The organism is Nostoc sp. (assembly GCF_036918245.1).
GTDB lineage: Bacteria > Cyanobacteriota > Cyanobacteriia > Cyanobacteriales > Nostocaceae > Nostoc.
Genome location: NZ_JBALEF010000101.1, coordinates 159,857 through 183,269, shown reverse-complemented (window position 1 = coordinate 183,269; position 23,413 = coordinate 159,857). Strand labels below are relative to the sequence as shown.

23 protein-coding genes are annotated in these 23,413 nt (G+C 39.8%); 9 read left to right on the top strand and 14 right to left on the bottom strand.

Going from position 1 to position 23,413, the window contains the following annotated elements; all coding sequences use genetic code 11:
• Positions 1-110: 110 nt before the first annotated feature.
• From V7L12_RS29700 to V7L12_RS29680, 5 genes are all read right to left on the bottom strand, one after another.
• Entirely contained in the window at positions 111-500 is a 390-nt protein-coding gene (locus V7L12_RS29700; protein ID WP_335089867.1) for a VOC family protein, read from the bottom strand.
• An 82-nt stretch (positions 501-582) separates the two neighbouring features.
• Positions 583-1,119, bottom strand: coding sequence for a GAF domain-containing protein (locus V7L12_RS29695; RefSeq protein WP_335089865.1), 537 nt, complete (start codon positions 1,117-1,119; stop codon positions 583-585).
• Between the two features lie 373 nt (positions 1,120-1,492).
• Positions 1,493-3,550 carry an Eco57I restriction-modification methylase domain-containing protein gene (locus V7L12_RS29690; RefSeq protein WP_442947930.1) on the bottom strand — a complete coding sequence of 686 codons (2,058 nt, stop codon included), beginning with the start codon at positions 3,548-3,550 and terminating at the stop codon, positions 1,493-1,495.
• Positions 3,551-4,308: 758 nt separating this feature from the next.
• Positions 4,309-7,740 carry a helicase-related protein gene (locus V7L12_RS29685; RefSeq protein WP_335089861.1) on the bottom strand — a complete coding sequence of 1,144 codons (3,432 nt, stop codon included), beginning with the start codon at positions 7,738-7,740 and terminating at the stop codon, positions 4,309-4,311.
• Positions 7,741-8,270: 530 nt separating this feature from the next.
• Positions 8,271-9,455, bottom strand: a complete 1,185-nt coding sequence (locus tag V7L12_RS29680) for an NAD(P)H-quinone oxidoreductase subunit H (protein WP_334817067.1) — start codon at positions 9,453-9,455, stop codon at positions 8,271-8,273.
• Positions 9,456-9,709: 254 nt separating this feature from the next.
• On the opposite strand from V7L12_RS29680, the gene rsmH reads away from it, so the two are divergent.
• On the top strand, positions 9,710-10,597 hold the full coding sequence (rsmH, locus tag V7L12_RS29675; RefSeq protein WP_335089859.1) for a 16S rRNA (cytosine(1402)-N(4))-methyltransferase RsmH: 888 nt from the start codon (positions 9,710-9,712) through the stop codon (positions 10,595-10,597).
• 13 nt (positions 10,598-10,610) lie between these two features.
• On the opposite strand, the gene V7L12_RS29670 is transcribed toward rsmH, so the two are convergent.
• Positions 10,611-10,835: a DUF6887 family protein gene (locus V7L12_RS29670; RefSeq protein WP_335089857.1), complete on the bottom strand. Its 225-nt coding sequence runs from the start codon at positions 10,833-10,835 to the stop codon at positions 10,611-10,613.
• Entirely contained in the window at positions 10,832-10,984 is a 153-nt protein-coding gene (locus tag V7L12_RS33405; RefSeq protein WP_442947929.1) for a DUF6888 family protein, read from the bottom strand. The genes V7L12_RS29670 and V7L12_RS33405 overlap by 4 nt, the downstream gene beginning before the upstream one ends.
• A 163-nt stretch (positions 10,985-11,147) precedes the next feature.
• Here V7L12_RS33405 and V7L12_RS29665 point away from each other — a divergent pair, with 163 nt between their 5' ends.
• Complete coding sequence (locus tag V7L12_RS29665; protein WP_335089855.1) at positions 11,148-11,354, top strand: glycogen debranching protein; 207 nt, start codon at positions 11,148-11,150, stop codon at positions 11,352-11,354.
• Here the strand turns inward: V7L12_RS29665 and V7L12_RS29660 are convergent.
• Positions 11,347-11,658, bottom strand: coding sequence for a hypothetical protein (locus tag V7L12_RS29660; protein WP_335089853.1), 312 nt, complete (start codon positions 11,656-11,658; stop codon positions 11,347-11,349). The genes V7L12_RS29665 and V7L12_RS29660 overlap by 8 nt on opposite strands.
• Positions 11,659-11,828: 170 nt before the next feature.
• Between V7L12_RS29660 and V7L12_RS29655 the strand changes: the two genes are divergently transcribed.
• Positions 11,829-12,386, top strand: coding sequence for a methylmalonic aciduria and homocystinuria type D protein (locus V7L12_RS29655; RefSeq protein WP_335089851.1), 558 nt, complete (start codon positions 11,829-11,831; stop codon positions 12,384-12,386).
• A 498-nt stretch (positions 12,387-12,884) separates the two neighbouring features.
• Here the strand turns inward: V7L12_RS29655 and V7L12_RS29650 are convergent, their stop codons facing one another.
• The gene (locus V7L12_RS29650; protein WP_292775752.1) at positions 12,885-13,157 is read right to left on the bottom strand and encodes a DUF3143 domain-containing protein; all 273 of its coding nucleotides are present in this window, start codon (positions 13,155-13,157) and stop codon (positions 12,885-12,887) included.
• Positions 13,158-13,188: 31 nt separating this feature from the next.
• Positions 13,189-13,713 carry a J domain-containing protein gene (locus V7L12_RS29645; protein WP_335089912.1) on the bottom strand — a complete coding sequence of 175 codons (525 nt, stop codon included), beginning with the start codon at positions 13,711-13,713 and terminating at the stop codon, positions 13,189-13,191.
• A 139-nt stretch (positions 13,714-13,852) separates the two neighbouring features.
• Here V7L12_RS29645 and V7L12_RS29640 point away from each other — a divergent pair, with 139 nt between their 5' ends.
• Genes V7L12_RS29640 through V7L12_RS29630 form a run of 3 tightly spaced genes read left to right on the top strand, consistent with a single transcriptional unit; the run spans position 13,853 to position 14,510 of the window.
• Positions 13,853-14,212 (top strand): type II toxin-antitoxin system Phd/YefM family antitoxin, encoded by a 360-nt coding sequence (locus tag V7L12_RS29640; protein WP_335089849.1) that lies wholly within the window; start codon positions 13,853-13,855, stop codon positions 14,210-14,212.
• On the top strand, positions 14,209-14,403 hold the full coding sequence (locus V7L12_RS29635; RefSeq protein ID WP_335089847.1) for a type II toxin-antitoxin system RelE/ParE family toxin: 195 nt from the start codon (positions 14,209-14,211) through the stop codon (positions 14,401-14,403). The genes V7L12_RS29640 and V7L12_RS29635 overlap by 4 nt, the downstream gene beginning before the upstream one ends.
• Positions 14,400-14,510, top strand: a complete 111-nt coding sequence (locus V7L12_RS29630) for a type II toxin-antitoxin system RelE/ParE family toxin (protein ID WP_335089845.1) — start codon at positions 14,400-14,402, stop codon at positions 14,508-14,510. Before V7L12_RS29635 ends, V7L12_RS29630 begins: the two co-directional genes overlap by 4 nt.
• 55 nt (positions 14,511-14,565) lie before the next feature.
• Here V7L12_RS29630 and V7L12_RS29625 read toward each other — a convergent pair whose 3' ends face one another.
• Both V7L12_RS29625 and dnaK read right to left on the bottom strand, forming a co-directional pair.
• Positions 14,566-15,561, bottom strand: coding sequence for a J domain-containing protein (locus tag V7L12_RS29625; RefSeq protein WP_335089843.1), 996 nt, complete (start codon positions 15,559-15,561; stop codon positions 14,566-14,568).
• 125 nt (positions 15,562-15,686) lie between these two features.
• Entirely contained in the window at positions 15,687-17,768 is a 2,082-nt protein-coding gene (gene dnaK, locus V7L12_RS29620; protein ID WP_335089841.1) for a molecular chaperone DnaK, read from the bottom strand.
• Between the two features lie 326 nt (positions 17,769-18,094).
• Between dnaK and V7L12_RS29615 the strand changes: the two genes are divergently transcribed.
• The 3 genes from V7L12_RS29615 to V7L12_RS29605 all read left to right on the top strand — a co-directional run bounded on the left by V7L12_RS29615 (position 18,095) and on the right by V7L12_RS29605 (position 21,564).
• A complete protein-coding gene (locus V7L12_RS29615) occupies positions 18,095-18,943 on the top strand; it encodes a M28 family peptidase (RefSeq protein ID WP_335089839.1) in 849 nt (282 codons plus the stop codon).
• A gap of 390 nt (positions 18,944-19,333) precedes the next feature.
• On the top strand, positions 19,334-20,515 hold the full coding sequence (locus V7L12_RS29610) for a site-specific DNA-methyltransferase (protein WP_335089838.1): 1,182 nt from the start codon (positions 19,334-19,336) through the stop codon (positions 20,513-20,515).
• Entirely contained in the window at positions 20,512-21,564 is a 1,053-nt protein-coding gene (locus V7L12_RS29605) for an XcyI family restriction endonuclease (protein WP_335089836.1), read from the top strand. Before V7L12_RS29610 ends, V7L12_RS29605 begins: the two co-directional genes overlap by 4 nt.
• A gap of 19 nt (positions 21,565-21,583) precedes the next feature.
• Here V7L12_RS29605 and V7L12_RS29600 read toward each other — a convergent pair whose 3' ends face one another.
• Together V7L12_RS29600 and V7L12_RS29595 are read right to left on the bottom strand one after the other, a co-directional pair.
• Positions 21,584-22,489: a bestrophin family protein gene (locus V7L12_RS29600; protein ID WP_335089834.1), complete on the bottom strand. Its 906-nt coding sequence runs from the start codon at positions 22,487-22,489 to the stop codon at positions 21,584-21,586.
• Between the two features lie 467 nt (positions 22,490-22,956).
• Positions 22,957-23,364 (bottom strand): VOC family protein, encoded by a 408-nt coding sequence (locus tag V7L12_RS29595; protein ID WP_335089832.1) that lies wholly within the window; start codon positions 23,362-23,364, stop codon positions 22,957-22,959.
• Positions 23,365-23,413 lie beyond the last annotated feature (49 nt).

Here is a 23,413-nt window from a genome sequence, read left to right as displayed (position 1 = left end):
TAACACACCCTACTGAAGATTTATTTTATAAATAGTATTTTAGGTGTTGATTTTTTCTCTTATGATCGCAATCCACAGCCCAATTAATCGCGTCCAAGGCAATTTGCTACCTAGCCACTCACCAACGACACCAGCACACCATTGGGATCGCGGACACAAGCAATTGTTTGTCCCCCAGGCTGGCTTTTAGGGGCATGTAGTGTTTTTGCGCCTGCTCCCATCGCTCTCATGTAAGCGCTGCCAACATCAGGAGTAATAAATGATATCTGAATTAATGGCGGTGGTTGTGTGGGATCGTTGGCATGGAAGCCACCAGGAAATAACTTTTGTGCTTCGCTACTAGAAGAGAAAGCCAATGTGGTGTTTCCGGTTTCGATTTCGGCCCAGATAGATTGTCCTTTATCCTGGAGAGTGCGACGAACTAGACCAAAAGCTTTTTCGTAAAACTCAACTGTTTTAACTACATCGTCTACCCAAATGACCGTGTAACCAAATTTCACAGTTTTTTCTCCTTATCTAGAAAAATCAGTGCTGGCGAGGATTTCTGCTACTTAACTGTATGCCATTTGAATACACTGTGACTTAACTCTCCAGAATGTTACGATCTGTTGCTAGAGTTTGTGCCCCTGTTTGCATCATTTTTATATCTGATGGCGACCAATTATGAGGCCCTTGACAGTGGTGTGCTACTAGTAATCCCCATAATCCTCTAGGTATGACAATTGGTGCAACCAAGTTGGCACGAACCTGTATATTGCGGAGAAAATCTCGGTGACAAGGCTGGATTGGCTCTAATTCAATATCAGCGATCGCCTTTACCCGTCCTGCTAAGTATAAAGCAGCATACTCATTGTTAAAACAATCATCTGGACCGGTGGAACCAAGTATTGAGAATTCTTTAGAACTCAAAGATTCAAAAGTCACCTGTCCTTCCCACTGCCCGTAAAAATAATACAACACCACCCGATCAACCTGAAGCGATTCTCTGAGTTGATTGGTTGTTTGCCGGACTAACTCATCGCGCTGCATTGTTCTGACAAGGCGATCGAGTAATTTTTGCAAACCCTGTTTACTGCGATCGCGGCTCTGGTTAAATTCGGAGTGAGGATGAATTTGCACGGTTATAAAATTACGACTAAGTAAATGCTGCCGGATTTATATAGTAATTTATTAGACCTTATTTAAATACATTCTTGTATTTATAGCAGCAATTCAATTTTAACGGAACGTCATACTAGTCAACCTCTTCGGTGAATTTAAAAAAATTATTAAGAAATTAATTTTTCTACTTTGTACCAGAGAAAATTCAACATTATAAATTTAAAGTTAAGAATTTTGGAAATTTACAAATAATATGTTCAGCTTTTCTATAACTTGAGGCAATAAATATACTTTAAACTGTAATGTAATAAGTCAGTTTGTATTCATCGTTACAGATATTTATCATATTGTTAGTATTCCTTGTTTCCATGTTACGTATGGGAACGAGAGACTAAGGAAAGACTAATTCTGAGTTTCTAAACATTGGGACAAAGGTACGGTAAGCTTCTAATGCTGCTTCTTTTACGGCTGCATTCACAATCGGAAAGGTAGTGAGGATGTAGCTAAATTCATCTTCGGTTAAGCCGTAAAGGTGTGCTACTATTCCATCGAGTTCGGCGCGGAGTTTGGCGCGTTCTGCTTCATCGGTAACGCCTTGTTGATGGGAACCTAGACCGACTTCTTGCGCGAGTTCATCAAATTCTGGTGTGGTGCAGATGAGTTTGGCGGCGCGTTGTACAATATCGTTGAAGTTGCGATCGTTTTTTGTTAAACGTGGGACGGGTAGTTGGTTGATGTAAAAAATATTTATGTTCGTCGTTACCTTTTGTCTAAGTAACCAGTCTACGACAAAAGAGCTTAGTAAAGTAACGCAAAATAATTGAGACTTACTAGCTAAAGATTCAGAGATATTTATAGAATTGCCCGTGAAGCAAGGTGGAATAATAGTACATATTAAACTTCTTTCATTTGTATTAGAAGCAACAGCACGATAAGCCAATCGATATTTTTGATAACCTAATACCTGCCCAATATCTTTTTGTTTTTTTAATACTGCTTTTCTCCCTGCATTTTCTTCTACCCAATAACGCGGTTCTGATAAAGTATGACTAAAATGATGAATCATTTTTCCTTCATACAATGGTAATCGACCTTGAAAATTTGATTTAAATAAGTCTTTATCATCAGTCATGTGAAATTCACGGCTTAAAGATAGATTCCACTTATCTTTTATTTTCTCACCCAGCAATGGGAACTTGATCATCTTTTCAGAAATACGGAAGTCTATTTCATTTTTAAACTCCACTACTGAAAGTGAATCAGGTGATAAGCGACGTATAAGATCAAGACTTATTGATATACTGTCTTTACTTGGAAATCTTTGTAATTCTAAAACATTGTGACGCATAAAAGCGGCAGGAAATTTTTCAGTTTTACCGCCTTTTTCAAAAGTAAGAACAACAAATTTAAAACTACGATGAACTCCTTCAAAAATTGTTTTGCGGTTTTCAAAACAGAATAGTCCAGTAATTTTACTTTGGCTAAACAACATTTCACGTAATTGTTTAGCTCCTAAGTCATTATAAAAACTGCTAGGAATAACAATGCCACATTCACTACCAGCTTTTAATAAGTTAAAACATTGCTCTAAAAAAAGTTTGTACAAGTTAATATCTGTTGTCTTTGACTTCTTACCATTAACAACAGAAATTTGGTTTTGATATTGCCTAGAAGAACGATAATAAAGATTTACATAAGGAAACTTACTTTTGTATTCCAACCATGCTGTTACAATTTCTTTGTCTTGCAACAGTTTGTCCTTAGCATCCTCAAAAGTATGTATATCCATTTTTTTCTTCGTCACCAAATCATTATATTGAGTGAAGAACTCTTTTTCATCTGGTTTAAAAGCTTCCCAAGGTGGATTAGTGATAATTACATCAAAACCGCCGCGTTCTAAAACCTTATCAAAATGATAACCCCAGTGAAACGGCTTCAAGGCTGCAATATCCTCAACCTTTAAAACACGCTTCTGTGATTTTCCAGTTAACTGAACTTCCTCATATTTAATACCCAGCTTTTGACTAAATTCATCCAACAATAAAAGATTTAACTTTTTTTGTGATTCTTTATTAAGGTTGTCAATAGATTTACGTAAATTCAATAACCTTGCATCTTGATGCGTTCCCAGTTCTCCACCAGGAAGTTTTTCATCACCAGGAATAAAAGCGTGTTTTTTGTAAAGTTCAATAGATTTATTCTTTTCTTCTAAAATAGCCTTGTAATTATCTGCTGTGAGACGCTGTAATAGATTACCTTGTTTAGTATTTCCTACTGTATCAAAAGCGGTGTCATCTACCTTAATCAATCCAATCAAGGAATTACCCGCCATAATATTAAAGTCAATATTAGGCAATGGCTCTAGTTCTTCAACATCGTGAGCAGAAGAAACCAACGCTAAGAAAAGACGCAGTTTCGCAATTTCTGTTGCTTCCTCCATGATGTCTATACCATAGAGGTTATCCCTAAGAATGCGCTTCCTAATAAAATATTCTATGGAAAGATGCTCAGTTTTTTCAATTTTTTTATACGGAAAAGTTATTAATTTTTCTAAGCGTTGGGTTTATTTGTGCAGCCGTCATTTTTAATTGTCAAGTATATTTGCTGATTACTTTATCAAAATAGCTAATTGCTTTATAAAAATGCCCGTTTGCTTTCTCAAAATACTGAAATACTTTCTCAAAATGAGCTTTGACTTACTCAAAAGAAGCTTTTGCTTTCTCATTTTGGTGTTTTCCGCAAGTCAAATCAGCTTTTACTTATTCAAACCCCAGTTTGCTTTCTCATTTTGGTGTTTTCCGCAAGTCAAATCAGCTTTTGCTTTCTCAAACCCCAGTTTGCTTTCTCATTTTGGTGTTTTCCGCAAGTCAAATCAGCTTTTACTTATTCAAACCCCAGTTTGCTTTCTTATTTCAGTATTTTACGTAAGGCGTAGGTTGGATTGAGAAACGAAACCCAATCTACTATAGGGCTTCTGAGTTGAGTGCAATACAGACCTAACCTCGGGCCCCTTCCCTAGTAGGGCTACGGTGTATATACAAGTCAAATTACCCCCCTTAATCCCCCCTTAGAAAGGGGGGAAACAGGAATCTAGTTCCCTCCCCTTTCCAAGGGGAGGGTTAGGGTGGGGTAAAACTGACGCGTCTCTACAAAAGACTGATTATTGTGAAGACGGCGATTTCTTGCCTCTCTTGCCTTAATTACAAATTACGAATTAGAAAATAATCCTAAAGAACAAATAATCTGAGGTTCTCGCTTCTCCAGTTCTTCTGTCACAATACACAAACGGTCATCCATGCGTAACGCCACTACTAACTCAGCCAACTGCTGATTATTAATACCACTTCTCAGTTGACGATTAAGACTATCAATAGCTGACTGTCGCAAAGGATAACGGTAAATCTCATCAATTGCTTTTAAAAGTTCTTCACTAACAAATAGTGTGCCTTTCATTTCTTGAACATAACTTTTCAGTCGTTCATAACTGCGAAACCTTGCACCTGATGGTCGCCCTAATTGACCACCTGCATTTTTCTCTTCTTCAGCAATCAGTTCAGCACCCTTTTGTACTAACTCGTGATGCTGTTTATCTCTCGGTATCGCTGGGGTAGATTCTTGACACGCCGCTACCCGAAGCACCGCTAATTGTGATTGAGTAACGCTATTTCCATTCCGGTCAACATAAATTAAAGAATCATTTCCCTCGGTGGTTTTCATATAAAGCAATATTCCCTCTGGTTGCACTGGTTGCGGAGTATGGGCGCGGGTAGAATAAACCACATTTTGCATTTCCTCAATGGTTTTTTTCAAGCCCGGATTACCATCTGTGGCTTTTTTCCAAATTTGAAACGCTTCTGAGGTCAAGTCAACTTCCGTATCTTCTTCGCCATCTAAAATTCCAGATTTCTCGTTGTATAGGTCAAGAATTACTCGTGCATCATCATCTTCAAAAAATGCTTCATCGGTTCCCACCACTTCTGCATTTTCTTGCAGTCGTTTGCGGAGTCGTCCCCGCAAATTAATAATGCGTTCTACTCCCTCGGCTGGTAAAAAAGAATAACAAAGAATTCTATCAGCATTTTGTCCAATGCGGTCTACCCTTCCTGCACGTTGAATTAAACGAATAATCGCCCAAGGTAAATCCCAATTGACGATAATTGCACAGTCTTGCAAATTATGACCTTCACTTAAAACATCGGTGGCGATTAAAATACGCAACTCATCTGATGATGAAATTTGCTCCCGTTTTCCATTACTCACAGGGCTAAATCTTCCCGTCATTACTGTCGGGTCTTTAGATTGACCTGTCACTCCAGCAACATTAGTAATATGACTCGACTGCAAGTTGTCTGTAAGATAGCGGACTGTATCAGCAAATTGGGTGAAAATTAGTACTTTATCTTTTGGGTGAGTTTTTGTTAGCAGTTTGATTAAAGCAGCAAGTTTTTCATCTTTTTGAGGATTCCACTCGCCACACTGTTGCAGTACATTAATCAGTGCTTTGGCATCTTCTAATAAATCCCGTTTCAGTTTTTTAATATCAAAAAGTGTAGAACGCAACCACTTAAATCGCCGTTGATATCGAGTTGTATATTCTTGATAAATTGATTCTGCCCTTTGACGAAAAACCTTTTCTGTTTTAAATGCTTTCTCATCCTCGTTAAAAAAAGCAGTTACTTCTCCTTCTGTTTCTACTTGCAGCGAAGTAATAGAATCATCTTCTTCTGTTTCTGTATCAAACAAAGTTGCTACCACAGAATCGGCATCTTCATCATTATTACTTGTATCCAATAACTCAGCTTCCTGAGTTCCAATTGGAATATCAAGCCCCTGCTCTAGTGCATATAAATAAATGAAGTTCCGTAAAATATGGCGTTCAATTGATTGAATAAAAGCAACACCACTACTTTCTAAACGCTTAAATAAATTAGTGCGAGAAAAACCCATTAACCTCCTACCGCCACGGAATAAGCTATTAATAAAGCGTTGCTCTGTGTCTGTAGGCGGCTGTTTGTGTTTAGCAACAACGTAATTTCCTAGCCCATAACGAGGTAAATTAAGTTGATTAATTACTTCTACTACTAACTCAGAGTAAAGGCGAGAATAAAAGTCAGTGTTAGAACCTTCTAGAGGAAACTTAAGACTACGAGGTAGACGCTGGGGAAAATAAGAACGTCTCCCATCAGCAAATTCTAAATATTTCCGCCCTGTTTCATCTGTGTGGGCATAATTATCTTTAATAAACGAGCGAGTGCGTCGTACCATGTAACGCTTCATCAATTCTCGCCAGTCATCAGGGTGTTCACTTTTCTCAAAGGCAGCTAAAGAACGCACAAAACACTGATGCTTTCTATTAAACTCTAATTCTCCTACAGAACTACCACCCAGTTCATTAATTAAAGCTTCTGGTCTTAATCCCAAATCTTCGTCTTCTGGTACAAATAGCCGAAGTTGAGCGGAAAGGTCAAGATAACTTTTATTGTAAGGAGTAGCAGATAATAAAATACATTTACTTTCGTTAGCAGCAATATATTCTGTAATTGCTCGATAACGTTTGCCTTCACGGTTCCGTAAATTATGACTTTCATCAATTAACACAACTCGATAACGGCGGAGTTTTGGTAACTTATTTTGTACTTGACTAATTGGCATAACTTCGGCAAGTAACCGATAGTTGTTTACATATTCTTGCCACATTGGCACTAAGTTTTTTGGGCAAATAATCAGTGTTTCTAAAAAACAATCTTCTTGTAATATCTTGGCTAAGGCGGTTCCAACTAAAGTTTTGCCCAAACCGACCACATCGCCCACTAACACGCCACCACGCCTAGTTACATGACGGGCTGCTAGCTGTACGGCGGCTTTTTGAAAATCAAATAAATTGTTAAATTCGCGGGGGATGCGGAATTCAGAAAGTCCGGCGATCGCTTCATGGGATAAGTGGTAAGCTATCTTCAAGTAGATGTAGTACGGTGAGACTAACTCATCTCTAGCCCAACTCTGATCGATAATTTCAGCCAATTCTGGGGAAATATCTACACAACCGTAATCTTGCCAGCGATCGCTAAACCACTTTTGCAGTTTATTACAAGCATCGTGGTCTAAAATATCAACATTCAACTCCCCTTGTTTCGCCAGTCCGGGAAGGGTTAAATTACTGCTACCCAAGAATCCTACTGTGGGAGTGTTAGCGTCATGGCGATGCACAAGATATAACTTGGCGTGGAGAGAATGACGGAGAAACAGTTTAATAATTACTTTCTCAGTTTTTAGCTGATGACTTAACCGCCGCAACCCCGCTTCATCCTGATTAGTCGGCGCACCGATAGTCAACTGCTGGCGAAATTCTGCCGCCATGCGTTTTTTAAACCGCACAATGCTACTATTGTCAATCCGCCCATCACTACTACTAAGAGAAAATGCCGCATGAACTTCATCACTAGGCAAGCTTTGCATCCCAATTAGCAAACGGCAACAAGCATTTTCACTACCAACATACTGTTCAATTAAATCATCAATTCTTCGCCAACCTCTAAGGTTGAAATAGCCAACGCAAAAATCTGCCCGATAAGAGATTTTGAGGGTTTCTCGTAAAATCGGTAGCAATTGTAAATCAATGTTGTCAAAAATGCGGGGCATTATTTAAAACGTTTAAAAAGAGATCATTTATGTTATATGAGGAAAAAATTTTTCCAGCCAGAAAACCGTGGTTCATTAGTGAAAGATGCGATCGCCACGTACTAGACTTGATATATAGTGCTTCTGGGTTGAGTTCAATATAGACCTAACCCCTCAGCCCCTTCCCTTGCAGGGAAAGGGAGTAAGATTCAAAGCCTTTCTTCTTTTAAAAGCGTGTACACACAAGTCGAATTACCCCCCTTAATCCCCCCTTGGAAAGGGGGGAAAAAAGAAATCTTGTCCCCTCCCCTTTACAAGGGGAGGGCTAGGGTGGGGTAAAACTTATGTTTTTCAACTATTTTCAGACTTGTGTGTACACGTAGCCTTTTAAGAGAAAGGTTTGGAAGTGAGGTAATAGTATATTGTATACAAACGAGCGTAGACGCAAAGCGGCTTGTCCTAAGACATCGCTATAATCGGCAATTTTAAAAAAATAGAGCAGTTGCACTGTAATACAACTGCTCTAAAAAATACCTAGATAGATATTTACTCTACCTATCCACAGACCCCATAATTACATCAACACTGCCGAGAATGACCACAATATCTGCAACCTTCATTCCGCGCAGTAAATGTGGAACAATTTGGAGGTTGTTGAAATCTGCTGCGCGAATCTTCCAACGTGCAGGAAAGACGTTATCATCGCCAACCAAATAAATTCCCAATTCACCTTTGCCACTTTCTACACGAGCGTAGATTTCACCCTTAGGCATCTTGAAAGTGGGAGAAACTTTTTTACCGATGAATTGGTAATCAAATGCATCCCACTCAGATTTTTTACCTGCGGCTAAACGTTTTGCTTCCAGATTTTCGTAAGGGCCGCCAGGAAGTCCTTTAATTGCTTGGCGAAGAATTTTCACAGATTCGCGCATTTCCCGCATCCGCACCACATAACGGGCAAAGCAATCACCGGCAGTTTCCCACTGCACATCCCAGTCGAAATCGTCGTAGCATTCGTAATGGTCAACTTTCCGCAAATCCCATTGCACGCCAGATGCGCGTAACATTGGGCCAGAAAGTCCCCAGTTAATTGCTTCTTCACGGGTGATAGTACCAAGACCCTCAACACGTCGCCGGAAGATGGGGTTATCGGTTACTAAGCGTTCGTACTCATCAACTTTGGGTATTAAGTGGTCGCAGAATTCCAGACACTTATCTACCCAACCGTAAGGCAAATCGGCTGCTACTCCACCAACGCGGAAGTAGTTGTTATTCACCATCCGATAACCTGTGGCAGCTTCCCACAAATCATAAATCATCTCCCGTTCCCGGAACTGGTAGAAGAAGGGAGTTTGAGCGCCTACGTCAGCAAGGAAGGGGCCAAACCATAGCAAGTGGTTAGCGATGCGGTTCAACTCCAGCATGATGACGCGGATGTAGCTAGCACGTTTGGGGACAGCGACACCTGCAAGCTTTTCTGGGGCGTTAACAGTGACGGCTTCGTTGAACATTCCCGCAGCGTAGTCCCACCGACTAACGTAAGGGACGTACATGACATTAGTGCGGTTCTCGGCAATTTTTTCCATTCCTCGGTGCAGGTAGCCGATGACCGGTTCACAGTCAACGACATCCTCACCATCCAGAGTCATGATTAACCGCAGAACCCCGTGCATTGAGGGGTGGTGTGGCCCCATATTTAGCACCATCGGTTCAGTGCGGGTTTCTAGTCTGGTCATAGATTTCGTGTTCTCCTGTTGTGTTGCTGTAGCGTGCCGAAGGCAAAATTTTGAATTGAACCGCCAAGATGCCAACCAGACCCGATTTATCTAGTCTGCCAAGCCAAAGTTAAGCTTGCAGGAGCAATACTTTTAGGAAAACTGCCCTTAAGGCGTTTATAATGTATTGCCCATACAGGGGTATGTTGCAGAGGAAGTGACAGAGGAGGGATTTTACTTGATGTTTTATTTTGTTGCACTTCTTCAACTATTATATGGAAGCTCGATATCAGGGACTTGAGGTGCAAGATTTTTCTCACATTCCCGTTTTGGGTCGGGAAGTAATTGAGGGTTTGGCAGTGCGTCCCGGCGGACGTTATTTAGATGTGACGGTAGGCGGCGGTGGTCACAGTAGCCTGATCTTAGAAGCTGCTGCGGATGTACGAGTAACTGCTGTTGACCAAGATGAAGATGCTTTAGCAGCAGCGCAGAAGAATTTAGCTGAATATGGCGATCGCATACAATTTATTCATCGCAATTTTGCTGACTACGAATTTCCCCCTAATACTTTCGATGGTATTTTAGCCGATTTGGGGGTGAGTTCTTACCATTTAGACCAAGCAGAACGGGGTTTTAGCTTTCGCCAAGCTGCGAATTTGGATATGCGAATGGATCGAGGGCGATCGCTAACTGCTGCTGATGTGATTAATAATTGGGATGAAGCAGAATTAGCAGATATTTTCTTTAAGTACGGTGAGGAGAGATTATCGCGGCGCATTGCTAGACGTATTGTCGAACGCCGGCCATTGCACACGACTACAGAATTGGCTGATGCGATCGCTTCTTCTGTTCCCCCTAAATACCGTTATGGGAGAATTCATCCCGCTACCCGTGTTTTTCAAGCTCTGCGAATTGTCGTCAACGATGAGTTAAAATCCCTAGAAACCTTTTTGGATAAAGCACCAAATGCGCTTGTCCCTGGTGGCAGAATTGCGATTATCAGTTTTCACAGTTTGGAAGACCGTCCGGTGAAGCATGGTTTAAGAAATTCACCTTTGTTAAAAGTCTTGACAAAAAAGCCGATTATTGCACAAGAAGAGGAAATTGCTAAGAATCCGCGATCGCGATCGGCCAAACTGAGGATAGCCCAAAAGTTGCTGTAACTACAATGCAGCCTTAAACTGCTTCATCTCGTGGCTCAGAACTGCTGCGAATACGCTCAATGAAATGAGGATAATTTTCTAAATCCTGTTCTGACTGTAACGGTGGCATTTCAATCCAATTACCTTCGAGATGCAGCTTATCCACATAAGCATAGAAGGCTTCCCGATCTTCCCGATGAGCAAGAACGTAATCATGTAACTCTTTCTGACTCATTGCATGAAAATTAGGCTTGCTCATCCTATGTATCTCCATTTGCCGTTAGAGTATATCTCTATAATATTTTCCTCACCTGCCAAGAAGAATAGATTTTTTGTCCGTTCATCTATACGAACGATATTAATAGGCAAGTAAAGCTTAGTAAACCGACGAAAAAGGAGATAAATCATATCTGCCGAATAAGTGAAGCGGAACTGGGTAATTGTCAATTAGTAATCGGTAGTTAGGATTAGTTCATTATTTGTTACCGATTTTGCTCTAAAACTTTTGACTCTAATAGTATTCTAAAATGACGAATAGCTTTGTTCGCTACAGTTATTGAGGAAATATTCCATGACTATTTGGGTAAATGAGCAAATTGATCCGTCTGGGATGATTCATGCCTGTATTGCCACTTGTAATGAATCTCAAGCCAAAGATTGTCATGATTCCTTTCAGAATAATTTGACCGAAAAGCAAAAGGCAGCAGGTTGGGTAGCGCAATTGCGGACAGTCGATTCTTGGGATGAAGTGCCGGTGAATTCTTTAAAACTCAATTAATTGGGTGCATGGAAAGTATGCTGCATAGCTTCAGCATCTCCAAAGAAACACGATTACCTTTGTTTTTTCTGCTTGCCTTTGGTGAAACTCCAATGTGCTTTGCTTCACCAGACGGCTGTTTAATCCAGCTTTGCTGACAGTTAGAGATTTTGGTTTTGACTGCAAATCGTCTGAGATAGAGGTCATTTTTGGGGATTTTGAGCGAACAGATTTCAGGAGCGTAGGCATAGCCCGCCATAGGCATCGCTTGTCTACCACACGCTGCACTTATGCTAATGCCTACAGCGATCGCAGCAAATTCCATGAGAACAGGTTAATAAAGGATAAAATTCGGATTAAATTTTTCAAATTATTATTAACTGCTTCCAAAAAAAGTAACATTTTATAGAAAAATGATGATTTTTATTAACTTTTAAGAGCTATCATCTATACCGTAGATTAAATTAAAAAATTTGTATAAGCCGAATCAATTTAGTGAACTATCCCAAAGTTTACACTTCGGAGCAAGCCTGTCCCATTAATTTAGTTGGCGAAACAGGACAAGCGGTTCAAATTTCAATTCATGCTCCCAGTCAATATATCTGTGCCAACTGCGAACGGATATTACCAGATTGGAAACGGCAGCCATTTTTACGAGTAGTGATTGTATTACAGCAATCGCGTTATCAATTAGTCGAAAAGACAGCAGAAGTAGAGTCAGAGAAAGAACGCTTACGAGAAAAGTTTATGAGATTTGGCTGTGATTTAGCATTTAATTTGCGCGATCGTGGCTATTTAACTGACCTGATTGACCCTCGTACAGGTTATCCCTTACTGTCCCATCCCGGAGCAATTCCTCACGACGACACAGCAGTTGTTAAAGCTTTGCTCAAGTATCCAGTGATTAAAAATCAATGCCGTGTGTTAGTTCATCCCGATTGGGGTGCAGCAGTTTATCCTAGTATTTTGATATCAGAAGCTCCCCCAATTGTGATCGAATGGGTTACAAAAGGCATAGCATTCATGCATGGGTGGAAAGAAATTAATTATTAGTCATTGGTCATTGGTCATTAGTCATTGGTCATTGGCTATATAAAGACGTATATCAGCACTTGTGTCTCCAAACAAATTCTTCCAAGAAGCTAGGATAGTCGAAGCGATAGTGCGGCTTGTTACTTCTCTCATGAGTAGACGCTACGAAGTCAAACCGGGGTTTTCAGTCCAGCCAATACGTTGCAGAAAAGTTTTCAGCTGCGCGTGCTGTGGCTCGACTGCTGGAAATTTGTAGTCAACTTACTCCTAAAGCATTGGTAACAAAATCTGATACATAATTCTTGTTATAGGGCAGCAACCTGTAACGGAGTTATTGGAAGCTCTACCAGCTAAAATCCCTGCTTTTAGGTTTAATCTAATATTAAGACTTACGCACACTCTACGATTCTTCTCTACGAGACGCTACGCGTTGGCGAAAGCATATTGCAGATTAGGCGGTTCGATAAATTAAGCTTTTTGGGGATTGTTGCGTAAGTCCCATAATACATTAGCACTTCCTTATGGCCCAGAAAAGACAGCTTGTTCTACATCATCCCGACTAAGAGAATACTTGAATGAGCGTTGGATATCTTGTCCATTTTCCCCAGATTGAACATATCGCACTACAATTTGCTCAACATCGAGCCATAATTCAGCTTGCCAATTAGGTCGTTGTACACGCCAGCAATGCCTTTGTGTTTCGTCTTGTTGACAGCCTTGGTCTTTTAGCCACTGCTCAATTTGTGGCAGGGGATGATTATATAGGGGAGTATCAGAGGGAAGAAGAGGCATAGGAATTTTATATTTTGGATTAGGGAATTGTTTAATTCTTAATTATCGGATGGGCAATTAGTTGCGACAGATAGGTAATCTGCTGTTGTACAGATGCAGCTGATTGCAGCTTATGGGAATGGATCGCAGCCTCGCCATGAGTTAAGCCAATGGCAACTGCCAATAACAGACAACCTACAAATGTTAGCACCAGCATAAATAAAGCAAATATTTCGCCAGATGATAAGGGGCGATCGCTCGCATCAAGGTAAGCTGATTTTGACCAGTCATGAGAATGCGAGACGGGATGATTCAAATCAGGGGGTGGTTGAATCACTCCAAACCGGGAATAGCCAATTTTTAAATCGTAGCCGAAGCGCCGTTCTGGATGGCTAAGGGTGGCGTAGGCTTCGTTGATTTGCTGAAATTTGGGAATGGCGATCGCAGTCGGCAAGTCTGTAGTATCAGGATGATAAAGCTTGCTCAGTTGCCGATAAGCGCGACGAATGTCAATTACCGATGCCCAGGGATGCAGTCCTAGCAGGGAGTAATAAGTTGGTTCGCTGCTTTGTGGCATTGCCCCGTTTTGATTCACATCTGTTTGAGTCACTTTGCTCAAAGATATTTTTTATATTTTAAATCCTTTATCAATTGGAGAAGACACAGCAGGCCTAGCATCTGATAAGATATTTTAATAAAGCATTTAATTAGATGCGATGCAGATCAAAATTAATCTCGAAAATATTCAAACTCTTACCGATTTCAAGCGCAATGCCAAAGATTATGTAGAGCGGATCAAGGCAACAAAGTCCCCGCTTGTACTAACGGTGAATGGGAAAGCTGAAGTTGTAGTGCATGAAGCACAAGCGTTTCAACAGATGATAGATGAACTCCAGCGCCTTGAAGAAGAACTGCAAAAACTCAAGTTAGAGGCGTTACGCAGTCAGATTGACATTGGTATTAAGCAACTTGATAGTGGACAATATACTGAATATAACGACGAGTCACTTCTAGCTTTTTTTGCAAATATTCAAGCACGAGGACAGCAAAATTTGGCTAACAGCGATTCTCTATGAGTCGATTTCGGATTTCGACTCAAGCAGCGCGAGATATTGAGGATATATGGAAATATCTTGCCTCAAATAACTTAAAAGCTGCTGACACACTTTTTGATACTCTGCGAGAAAGCTTTCCAAAACTGGCCAAATTCCCCAAAATGGGCAGACTACGAGATGAATTGGCTCTTTTTTGCGAAGTTTCCCGGTGAAAAATTATTTAATTTTTTATCGTCCGATAGACGAAGGCATAGAAATTGTACGTATCTTGCACGGCTCACAAGATATAGAAACTATTTTTCAAGATGACGAAGACTAATTACAAATTAGTCATTGTTCTGGTCAATAGCTTCATTAAGATTGATATCTTATCCCTAACGGATTAAATCAGCACGGGGTTTAAAGGTTTCAATTTGCCGTAACTTTTCGTAAAGTTCCTGTTCTTCTTGACTAATATTTTTCGGTGTAACTATTTGAATTTCTACTAGTTGATCGCCACGTTTGCCGTCATCACTGGGATAGCCTTTATTTCCTAGTCGAAATTTTTGACCAGACCTAACTCCAGGAGGGGTAGTCATTTTTACAGGACCATCAAGAGTAGGTGCTTCTACCTGTCCTCCTAAAACTGCCTCGCTGGGAGTAACAGGTACTTGGCAGACGATATTTAAACCTTCTAGCTTAAATAATCGATGAGGTTCAACGGTAATTTTTAAGTATAGATCGCCACCACCAACGCCTTGGTTCCGCAAACGGATGGTTTGACCTGTTACCATCCCTGGAGGCATACTAACTTCTAGCGATCGCCCATCTTCCAAACGAATTCGTTCATTACCACCTTGATAAGCTTTTTCTAGTGGAAGCGTTAATCTGGCTTCTATATCTCGACGGGTTGTGCGAGGTGGAGTGTTAACGGTGTAGGCAACTTTTGTTCTGGGGGTACGAAACGGATCGCTAGTATTGCCATTACTGGAGTTATTTGCCGCACTCTTATTTTTAACGCCGATAACTTGATTAATAAAGCTTTCAAAGTCGGAGAATTGGCTGGGATCTACGTCCTGATTCCCGTTGCGATCGCTAGCACTACTCTGCCAAGTTTTAGCCTTTGGTGTTTGTTTGTTACCTGCAAAGCCTTTTTGCTTCCAGTAACGGCTAAACTGGTCGTACTGCGATCGCTTGGCTGGATCGGAAAGAACTTCATAAGCCTCGCCAATATCCTTAAATTTTTCCTCAGATTCTTTGTTACCCGGATTAAGATCGGGGTGATATTGCCTTGCTAACCGCCGATAAACCTTTTTAATTTCCTCACCAGAGGCATCTTTAGATACTCCTAAAATCTCGTAGTAATCGCGAAAGTTCGGCAAATTTTGCATAGTTCAGTTATTTAAATTTTAGATTTTAGATTTTGGATTAATTATGAGTTAGGAGTTAGGAGTTATGAGTTGAAAGATTTAATTTTTAACTCCTCACTTCTCACTCCTAACTTTTTTTAAAAGTACTACAACCAATCATTGTCTTCTTCATCATCCCAGTTATCTTGGTAGCTGGGGCGGGATTTGCGTGGAGGACGGCTTTCATAAGAGGAAGAACGATTATCGCGGCTATAATCTCTGCCATAGTCTTTACCGTAATCTTTGCCATAGTCTTTACTGTATGAGTCGCGTTCTCGATATGTATCTCTGGGAGATTCGCGTTCTCGTTCTTTATCACCGCCAGTAAAGATGTCACGGATAGTCCCAAACAAATCGTCATCTTCATCTTCAGCATAAGTCTGGCGGACTTCCCGATTTAGCTCATAGAGAGCATCTTGCAAGTCGGCGTAGGCTTGATCGATACCGCGATCGCTATTTTCCTGAAGACTTTCCTTTAGTTGTCGGCAAATATTATCAATTCTTTGGCGGCGGCTGCGGGCAAACTGCATACCAAATTCCAGCGCAACTTCCCTCAGTTGTCGTTCTGCTTGGAAAATCAACGCCTCAGAACGAGTCCGCTTTTCTATCCTCTCTTTACGTTCGCGATCGACATCAGCGTATTTTTGAGCGTCTTGAATCATCCGATTCACTTCCGACTCGTTCAAGGTGGAAGCGCCTTGAATGGTGATACTCTGCTCTCGCCCAGTGGTTCTATCTAGAGCTGTTACCTGTAAAATACCATTAGCATCAATATCAAATGACACTTGAACTTGAGGAATTCCTCGTGGCGCTGGTGGGATGCCATAGAGCTTGAACCGTCCTAAAGACTTGTTGTTTGCTGCCATTTCCCGTTCGCCCTGGACTACGTGAATTTCCACAGTGTTTTGGTTATTTTCAGACGTGGAAAAAATATCAGAACGGCGTACTGGAATCGTCGTGTTGCGAGGAATAAGTTTTTTCATCACGCCGCCGATGGTTTCCAATCCCATAGAAAGGGGTGTGACATCCAAAAGCAGCACATCTTTGAGTTCGCCTGCAAGAATTCCTGCTTGAATTGCTGCACCCACTCCCACGACTTCATCAGGGTTAACGTTTTCGTTAGGTTCTGTGCCAATCAAGTCCCGCACAAGCTGCTTCACCATTGGCATTCGTGTAGAACCGCCAACTAACACAACTTCTTCAATGTCTCTAGGTGAAAGTCCGGCATCTTTGAGGGCGCGTTTTACTGGTGTCCGCAATCTTCCCACCAAATCACTACACAAGCCTTCAAATTGGGAACGTGTTAAACGAGTTTCGAGATGTTTGGGGCCATCTTCAGTGGCGGTGATGAAGGGTAAATTAATATCGGTGACGCTGACAGCAGAAAGCTCAATTTTGGCTTTTTCCGCCGCTTCCATAAGACGTTGCAAAGCTTGGCGATCGCGTCTTAAATCTACTTCTTCTGTTTCCAGAAATTGCTCTGCTAACCAATCTACTATTATTTTGTCAAAGTCGTTACCACCAAGTTGCGTATCGCCACTGGTAGCCTTGACTTCAAATATCCCATCGCCTACTTCTAAAATAGACACGTCAAAAGTGCCACCACCCAAGTCAAAGACTAAGATAGTTTCCGTGTCACCCCGATCCAGTCCATAAGCCAAAGATGCCGCAGTCGGTTCATTGAGAATCCGCAGCACCTCTAAACCAGCAATTCTGCCAGCATCACGGGTTGCCTGCCGTTGAGAATCATTAAAATAGGCGGGTACTGTAATCACTGCCCCTGTAACTGGTTCACCCAAATAGCGACTAGCATCGTCTGCCAATTTCTTCAGCACCATTGCCGAAATTTCTTCTGGGGCAAAATCTTTATTCAGACGAGGACAGGCAATTTTAATATTACCTACTTCGTCCTTGCGGATGGTGTAGGGCACACGCTTAGAATCTGCATTAAGTTCACCATACTTCCGCCCAATGAAGCGTTTAACTGCAAAAAAGGTATTTTGGGGATTGAGAACGGTTTGTCGCCGTGCCATTTGCCCAACCACCCTTTCACCTTCTTTGCTGAAGCCAACTACGGAGGGGGTTGTTCGCATTCCTTCTGCATTGGCAATCACCACCGGCTTGCCACCCTCCATAACGGCGACTACTGAGTTGGTTGTACCCAAGTCGATGCCGACTACCTTGCCCATGCGTTACTCTTCTCCTAAAGTGTCTTATATATTTATTATGATTGGGCGGAACTACCTCTAGCTTTGTGCTACAAGATAAAAACACCTCAATGTATAATACTCAAATACTCATCATTAAGGCAGTAAGCTAAAAAGTGCAGCTAGAGGAGATAGTTGCAAGACTAGGATAGCATTGAGATGGTTGGTGTGCCCAAGCAGCCTCAATTCTTGATATCCGCCTACTTCTGTTTAAGGTATCTGCAAATTGGTAAGTTCACCTTAATGATGGTTGCTCTGCTTTTTTGAGTACCTGAAAATTCTAATATTATTGCTACTACTTTAAAGATTTGAATTTAACAGAGCGATTACAGACTTCCCTGAGTGAGATAGCGCGAGAACGCGATCCTTACATGGCAACGGCTGGACATTTTTTTGTCCAAGAATACATCCGCCAGGAATTTTCCCAATGGGGGAGTGTGGAAATCCACACCTTTGATGTCAGAGGTAAAGCCTGTAATAACTTGATCTTAAATTTACCATCCCAAGCTAAAGGGCAAAAAAAGGATTTACTGCCAATTTTAATTGGCGCTCATTATGATGGCGTTCCAGGAACAGTTGCAGCTGATGATAATGCTACAGGTGTGGCGGTGTTACTGGAATTGGCGAGAAAGTTTGCTGCCGAACCTGTCAGATATCCCTTAAGACTGGTTGCTTTCGATATGGAAGAATACGGCTTACTGGGTAGTGCTGATTATGCAGCCCTATTGCATCAACAAAAGCAACAGCTACGCTTAATGATCTCCTTAGAAATGCTCGGTTATAAGGATTCTACACCTGGCTCCCAAAATTACCCCCCTCCTCTGGAACGCTTCTACCCAGATACAGGTGATTTTATCGCTTTAATTGGCAACTTGCGGACATTACCTGACCTAATTGGGATGAGTAGTAATATTCGCAAAGCTGGCGTATCTAGTCAATGGCTACCCGTGCCGAATCGAGGTTTAATAGTTCCCCAAACCAGACTTAGCGATCATGCACCATTCTGGGATTTAGGTTATCCGGCAATGATGGTGACAGATACGGCATTCTTGCGAAATCCACATTATCACAAAGCTAGTGATGCGATCGCTACTTTGGATTTAGATTTTCTTACTCGTGTATGTGAAGGGTTAGAGATGGCAATTCGGAGTCTATAAAAAAGTTAATAGAATGATGAACTGAGAAATAATAATTATATTTCTTGAGGATAAATAAAAACTATAAAACAGCTAACAAATATTAATATATTTATCAATAAAAGTTTAATATCTAAGTAATTTGATGCAACTTATATCCTCTTCAAATCAAAGAAACGAGCTTTACGAAAAATTTAAATTAAAGATTATTCATAATTCTTGTTTAGATAGAACCTTAGTGAGTTACCAGGGTAATAAACAAACTCCATTTTCTTCCTGGTTCAAATATAGAGAAGGATTTTCAGAACGTCTAGTTACCTATCTTCTTCAAGAATTTAAACCAGAACCAGGTGTACTGATAGATCCATTTTCAGGAGTTGGCTCATCTTTGTTTGCTGCAAGTGCGTTAGGGTGCAAACTACGGGAATTGAACTGTTACCTGTTGGGCTTTTTGCTACACAAGCTCGAATTATCGCTCAGAAAATAGATGTAGAGTTATTAAATTTAGAAATTACAAAGTTCAAACAAATCAATTTTCAGGACTATTATGATCAATTTTTCATATTTAATCATTTAGCAATAACCCGTGGAGCATTTTCTTCGATAAATGAAGAACAACTAATTGCTTACATATCTTATTGTAATAATATTATTCCAAATAAAGATATCAGTACTATATTTATATATGCTGCATTTTGTATTTTGGAGGATATTAGCTACACTAGAAAAGATGGACAATATCTGCGCTGGGATAGTCGTTCAGGTCGCTCAAAGGGAAATAGTAAATTTAATAAAGGAGAAATTTTATCTTTTGAAAATGCAATTAATCGAAAACTAAAGCAAATTATATCAGATTTAAATATTAGTCTTGTCCAACTAAATTTATTTAATGAGAATTTACTATTAGAATTGGCAACGACTAAATCTAGTATTGTCGAAAAGACAGAACCTAAACTTTATGAAGGTTCTTGTTTAGAAATTCTTCCAACTATCCAAGAGAATAGTATTGATTTTGTCATTACATCTCCACCCTATGTTAATAGATATGATTACACTCACACGTATGCTCTTGAACTTGCATTTTTGGGATGTAGTGAAGAAAAAGTAAAGTATTTACGTCAGCAAATGCTATCATGCACTGTAGAAAACCGTGGCAAATGTAATTATTTAGAAAAATTTTATACTGCTAAAAACAGACATCAGGATTTCTTAAAAATAGATTCTACCTTTAAAAATCAGGCTGCTTTACAAGAAGTACTAATAATACTAGAAAATTATAAAAAACAAGATAAATTAAATAATGATAATATTGTCAGAATGGTAGGTAACTACTTTTACGAAATGTGCTTTGTAATTTATGAATTAGCTCGTATTCTTAAACCTGGTGGTATAGTCGCAATGGTAAATGATAACGTCAGGTATGCTGGAGAAGAAGTTCCTGTAGACCTAATTTTATCAGATATAGCAGAGTCTTTTGGACTGAAAACGCGATATATTTGGACATTAGGAAGAGGTAAAGGAAATAGTAGCCAGCAAATGGGAAATCATGGGCGCACAGAACTACGTAAATGTGTTTATATTTGGGAAAAGTGAGTACTGTACCATTAGATGAAACAAATCTCTTAACTGAGGCGCATCGTATAAACTATCGCTTGCGTTCAACCTTCTTTTATCGCAAGCTTAAAGAATACAAAACGCTCTCTTTGCCAACTAAAATTAATGCATTGTTACCAGTTAATGATTTATATAGTTGGGATAATTGGGCAGAATGGGGTATTGGAGAAGAAGCATTTACCTACATCGATCAACATCCTAACTTGCAACTAATTCAGGTATTTTGCCATCCCAGGTTAATTAGAGAACACTCTTCAGTGTTAGCTTACTATCGTAATATTGCAGCACTTTCTCAGAAAGCCGTTAAGTATTTAGCAGCAATTGATGTAAAGAGAATTGAACTTGATCAAGAAAATAAATATCCTCTAGGAGAAGATAAAGCCTTAACGCTTTCTCGACTTTTTAATGAACATATATCGCTGATAATTGATAGTTCTATAGAAAGTTTGACTGAGGAAGAACTATATGGAATACTACTAGCCTCAACAGGAACACAAATAGACGGTTCTTGGCGTAATGCTATTGGGGAAGAAGCAGAAAAAGTTGTACAGCGACTTCTTATCAAAGAGGTTAAGGAACGCAATCTTCTTGCTGCTTTTATTCCCCGTCAGGGTACAGGAGTTGAAGTATATAATCCTAGCAGACTTGAAGAACAACTAGGAAATATTGAGGGCTATCGGGGCGTAATGTTGGCTAATCAAACCTCTATACTTTTTTCTAGTGAACCAGATATTTCACTTTTAAACAATCAGGGTACAACAGTCGGTGTAATTGAGATAAAAGGAGGAACTGATCCTCCGGGAGCACTAGAACGTTATGGTGCTGCTAAAAAATCCTTTGAAGAAGTTTTTCGTAGGAACCCAAAGGTAAAATCTATTTTAATTGCCAGTTGTATCACCACTGAGGTACATACTCGTATTCAGAATTATCCAATAATATCTACCTATTTCAACTTGACAGAAGTATTGAGTGAAGACTCAAGACTATATGACCAGTTTGTTAAAGAAGTATTTTCAATACTACAATAATTTGTAATGTCTATTTTAATCAGATATTTTCTGTGTGCGATCGCGTATTGGGAGTCAAAGTAATTAAATCATCGATATTGCGCTTCATTGTCTCGCAAATTGCATCTAATGGTAAATCATTAGCGTCATAACCAAAGGGGTTTTCTATCTCTAAGCCAATGGCTTCAATGCCAAACACAGTGAACCCAACCAAAGCAGAAATTAAACCTGTCCACCAACCGAGTTGTTCTACTATTTGAAATGGTAGCAGAAAGCAATATAGTATCAGCAATTGCTTTAAATGAATAGCATAAGCAAGCGGCATAGGTGTTTTTAAAATACGTTCGCAAGCACCTAAATTATCCACAAGATTATTCAATAATTCTTGCATAGATGTTAGTTGGTAGCTATTAAGGCAATTACGATTATACTGTTCCTGTAAATAATCTCCTATCCAAAAGGCAACTTCTATGGGAGGATTATTCATAATCTTCAGTTTTATATACTTAGTAGATGGCATTAAGTCTTCTAACTCGCTATTGACAGTTTCTCCTCGTAAATGTAATTTAGTTGTTACAGCAAAAGCTGCTAATAAGTTTAATGCTGTAATTTTCTTGTTTTTATCTTCTGGTGAAATTTCATCAACTGATACCCAAATTTGCCGCGCTAGATTTCGGACGTTATTTACTATAGATCCCCAGCATTTTCTCCCTTCCCAAAATCGCTCATAAGCAGTATTTGTACGAAAGACAAGTAACAAACCTAAAACAATACTAGGAATAACACTTCCTAAAATAGGTTGGGATACAGGTTTGTCAAAATAATAAAGCAGAGAAATCAAAAATCCGAAAGCTCCACACCATAAAATATGTTTGAAAATTGCTTTCGTCACTGAACCTTTAAATTGTAGTGCTGTGCGTAACAATTTTATTTTTTCGGCTATCATGTAGTCACCCTAATAAAATATTTATTGAACCGATACATTCAGCATTTGTTAGCTTAAAAATAATCATTATAAAAGTAGCACAATTAGCAAAGAGATACTTACAAAACTATTCTTGCTAAGAACATGATATCCTGACGGTTATGTATTGTATTCTAGTTTCTGTTATACAATTTAAAGCCCGCTTAAATACTTATTATTAGTACTGACACAAAGAGTTTTTTGATCGTCAATTAGGTAAATATTATATAAAAGTCAAAAGCGATACCTGCATAGCAATTGTAAATAAATGTAAAGATTTTTTCGTGGCTGCATAAACTCCACATTTCATCCCGATAAATCTATAGAAGAAAAGGTATATTCCTATCGATAATGTTCATACAGCATTAATCGGTATCATGTACCCCAGTAAATCAAAAAGTTCTAGCCTGTAAAAATCCTGCCCTGTAAATTAAACGTCTAGACATAACTTATTTGGTTATGTCTTTTTTCTTGTCGTTAGTCTCAAAACGTTGAATTTCAATCAAATAACCATCAGGATCGCGGAAAAAGCAATGGTAAATGTTGTACTTTTCATTTAGTGTCGGTGGCTTTTCAAATTCGATGCCACGTTCTTTGAGATATTCAAACCATTCATCCACCTGCTGTGTTACCAGGGTAAAAATGACACTTGATTGCTTGTCGGTTGGAGGACTTGATTTTTCGCTTGCTTGACACAATCCTAAGTATCCAGAGCCCCTAACAGTATAAATTCGACAGGTTCCTTGGTCAAGCCATAGCTCCAAACCTAGTTTTTGTTCGTAGAATTCTACAGATGCATTGAGGTTATAGGTAGAAAAGAAGGTAATTTGCTGGTCTATTTGCGGACGAGTAGACATAAAACACATTTGAGTATATACCCTAACGACATTGGGTGATCGCAGATGT

What these genes read in the sequence shown, in the direction of transcription:
- V7L12_RS29685 (WP_335089861.1), bottom strand. Translation starts at nt 7,740, where the DNA reads ATGCCCCGCATTTTTGACAACATTGATTTACAATTGCTACCGATTTTA.
- V7L12_RS29680 (WP_334817067.1), bottom strand. Translation starts at nt 9,455, where the DNA reads ATGACCAGACTAGAAACCCGCACTGAACCGATGGTGCTAAATATGGGG.
- rsmH (WP_335089859.1), top strand. Translation starts at nt 9,710, where the DNA reads ATGGAAGCTCGATATCAGGGACTTGAGGTGCAAGATTTTTCTCACATT.
- V7L12_RS29670 (WP_335089857.1), bottom strand. Translation starts at nt 10,835, where the DNA reads ATGAGCAAGCCTAATTTTCATGCAATGAGTCAGAAAGAGTTACATGAT.
- V7L12_RS33405 (WP_442947929.1), bottom strand. Translation starts at nt 10,984, where the DNA reads ATGATTTATCTCCTTTTTCGTCGGTTTACTAAGCTTTACTTGCCTATT.
- V7L12_RS29665 (WP_335089855.1), top strand. Translation starts at nt 11,148, where the DNA reads ATGACTATTTGGGTAAATGAGCAAATTGATCCGTCTGGGATGATTCAT.
- V7L12_RS29660 (WP_335089853.1), bottom strand. Translation starts at nt 11,658, where the DNA reads ATGGAATTTGCTGCGATCGCTGTAGGCATTAGCATAAGTGCAGCGTGT.
- V7L12_RS29650 (WP_292775752.1), bottom strand. Translation starts at nt 13,157, where the DNA reads ATGCCTCTTCTTCCCTCTGATACTCCCCTATATAATCATCCCCTGCCA.
- V7L12_RS29645 (WP_335089912.1), bottom strand. Translation starts at nt 13,713, where the DNA reads ATGCCACAAAGCAGCGAACCAACTTATTACTCCCTGCTAGGACTGCAT.
- V7L12_RS29640 (WP_335089849.1), top strand. Translation starts at nt 13,853, where the DNA reads ATGCAGATCAAAATTAATCTCGAAAATATTCAAACTCTTACCGATTTC.
- V7L12_RS29635 (WP_335089847.1), top strand. Translation starts at nt 14,209, where the DNA reads ATGAGTCGATTTCGGATTTCGACTCAAGCAGCGCGAGATATTGAGGAT.
- V7L12_RS29625 (WP_335089843.1), bottom strand. Translation starts at nt 15,561, where the DNA reads ATGCAAAATTTGCCGAACTTTCGCGATTACTACGAGATTTTAGGAGTA.
- dnaK (WP_335089841.1), bottom strand. Translation starts at nt 17,768, where the DNA reads ATGGGCAAGGTAGTCGGCATCGACTTGGGTACAACCAACTCAGTAGTC.
- V7L12_RS29600 (WP_335089834.1), bottom strand. Translation starts at nt 22,489, where the DNA reads ATGATAGCCGAAAAAATAAAATTGTTACGCACAGCACTACAATTTAAA.
- V7L12_RS29595 (WP_335089832.1), bottom strand. Translation starts at nt 23,364, where the DNA reads ATGTCTACTCGTCCGCAAATAGACCAGCAAATTACCTTCTTTTCTACC.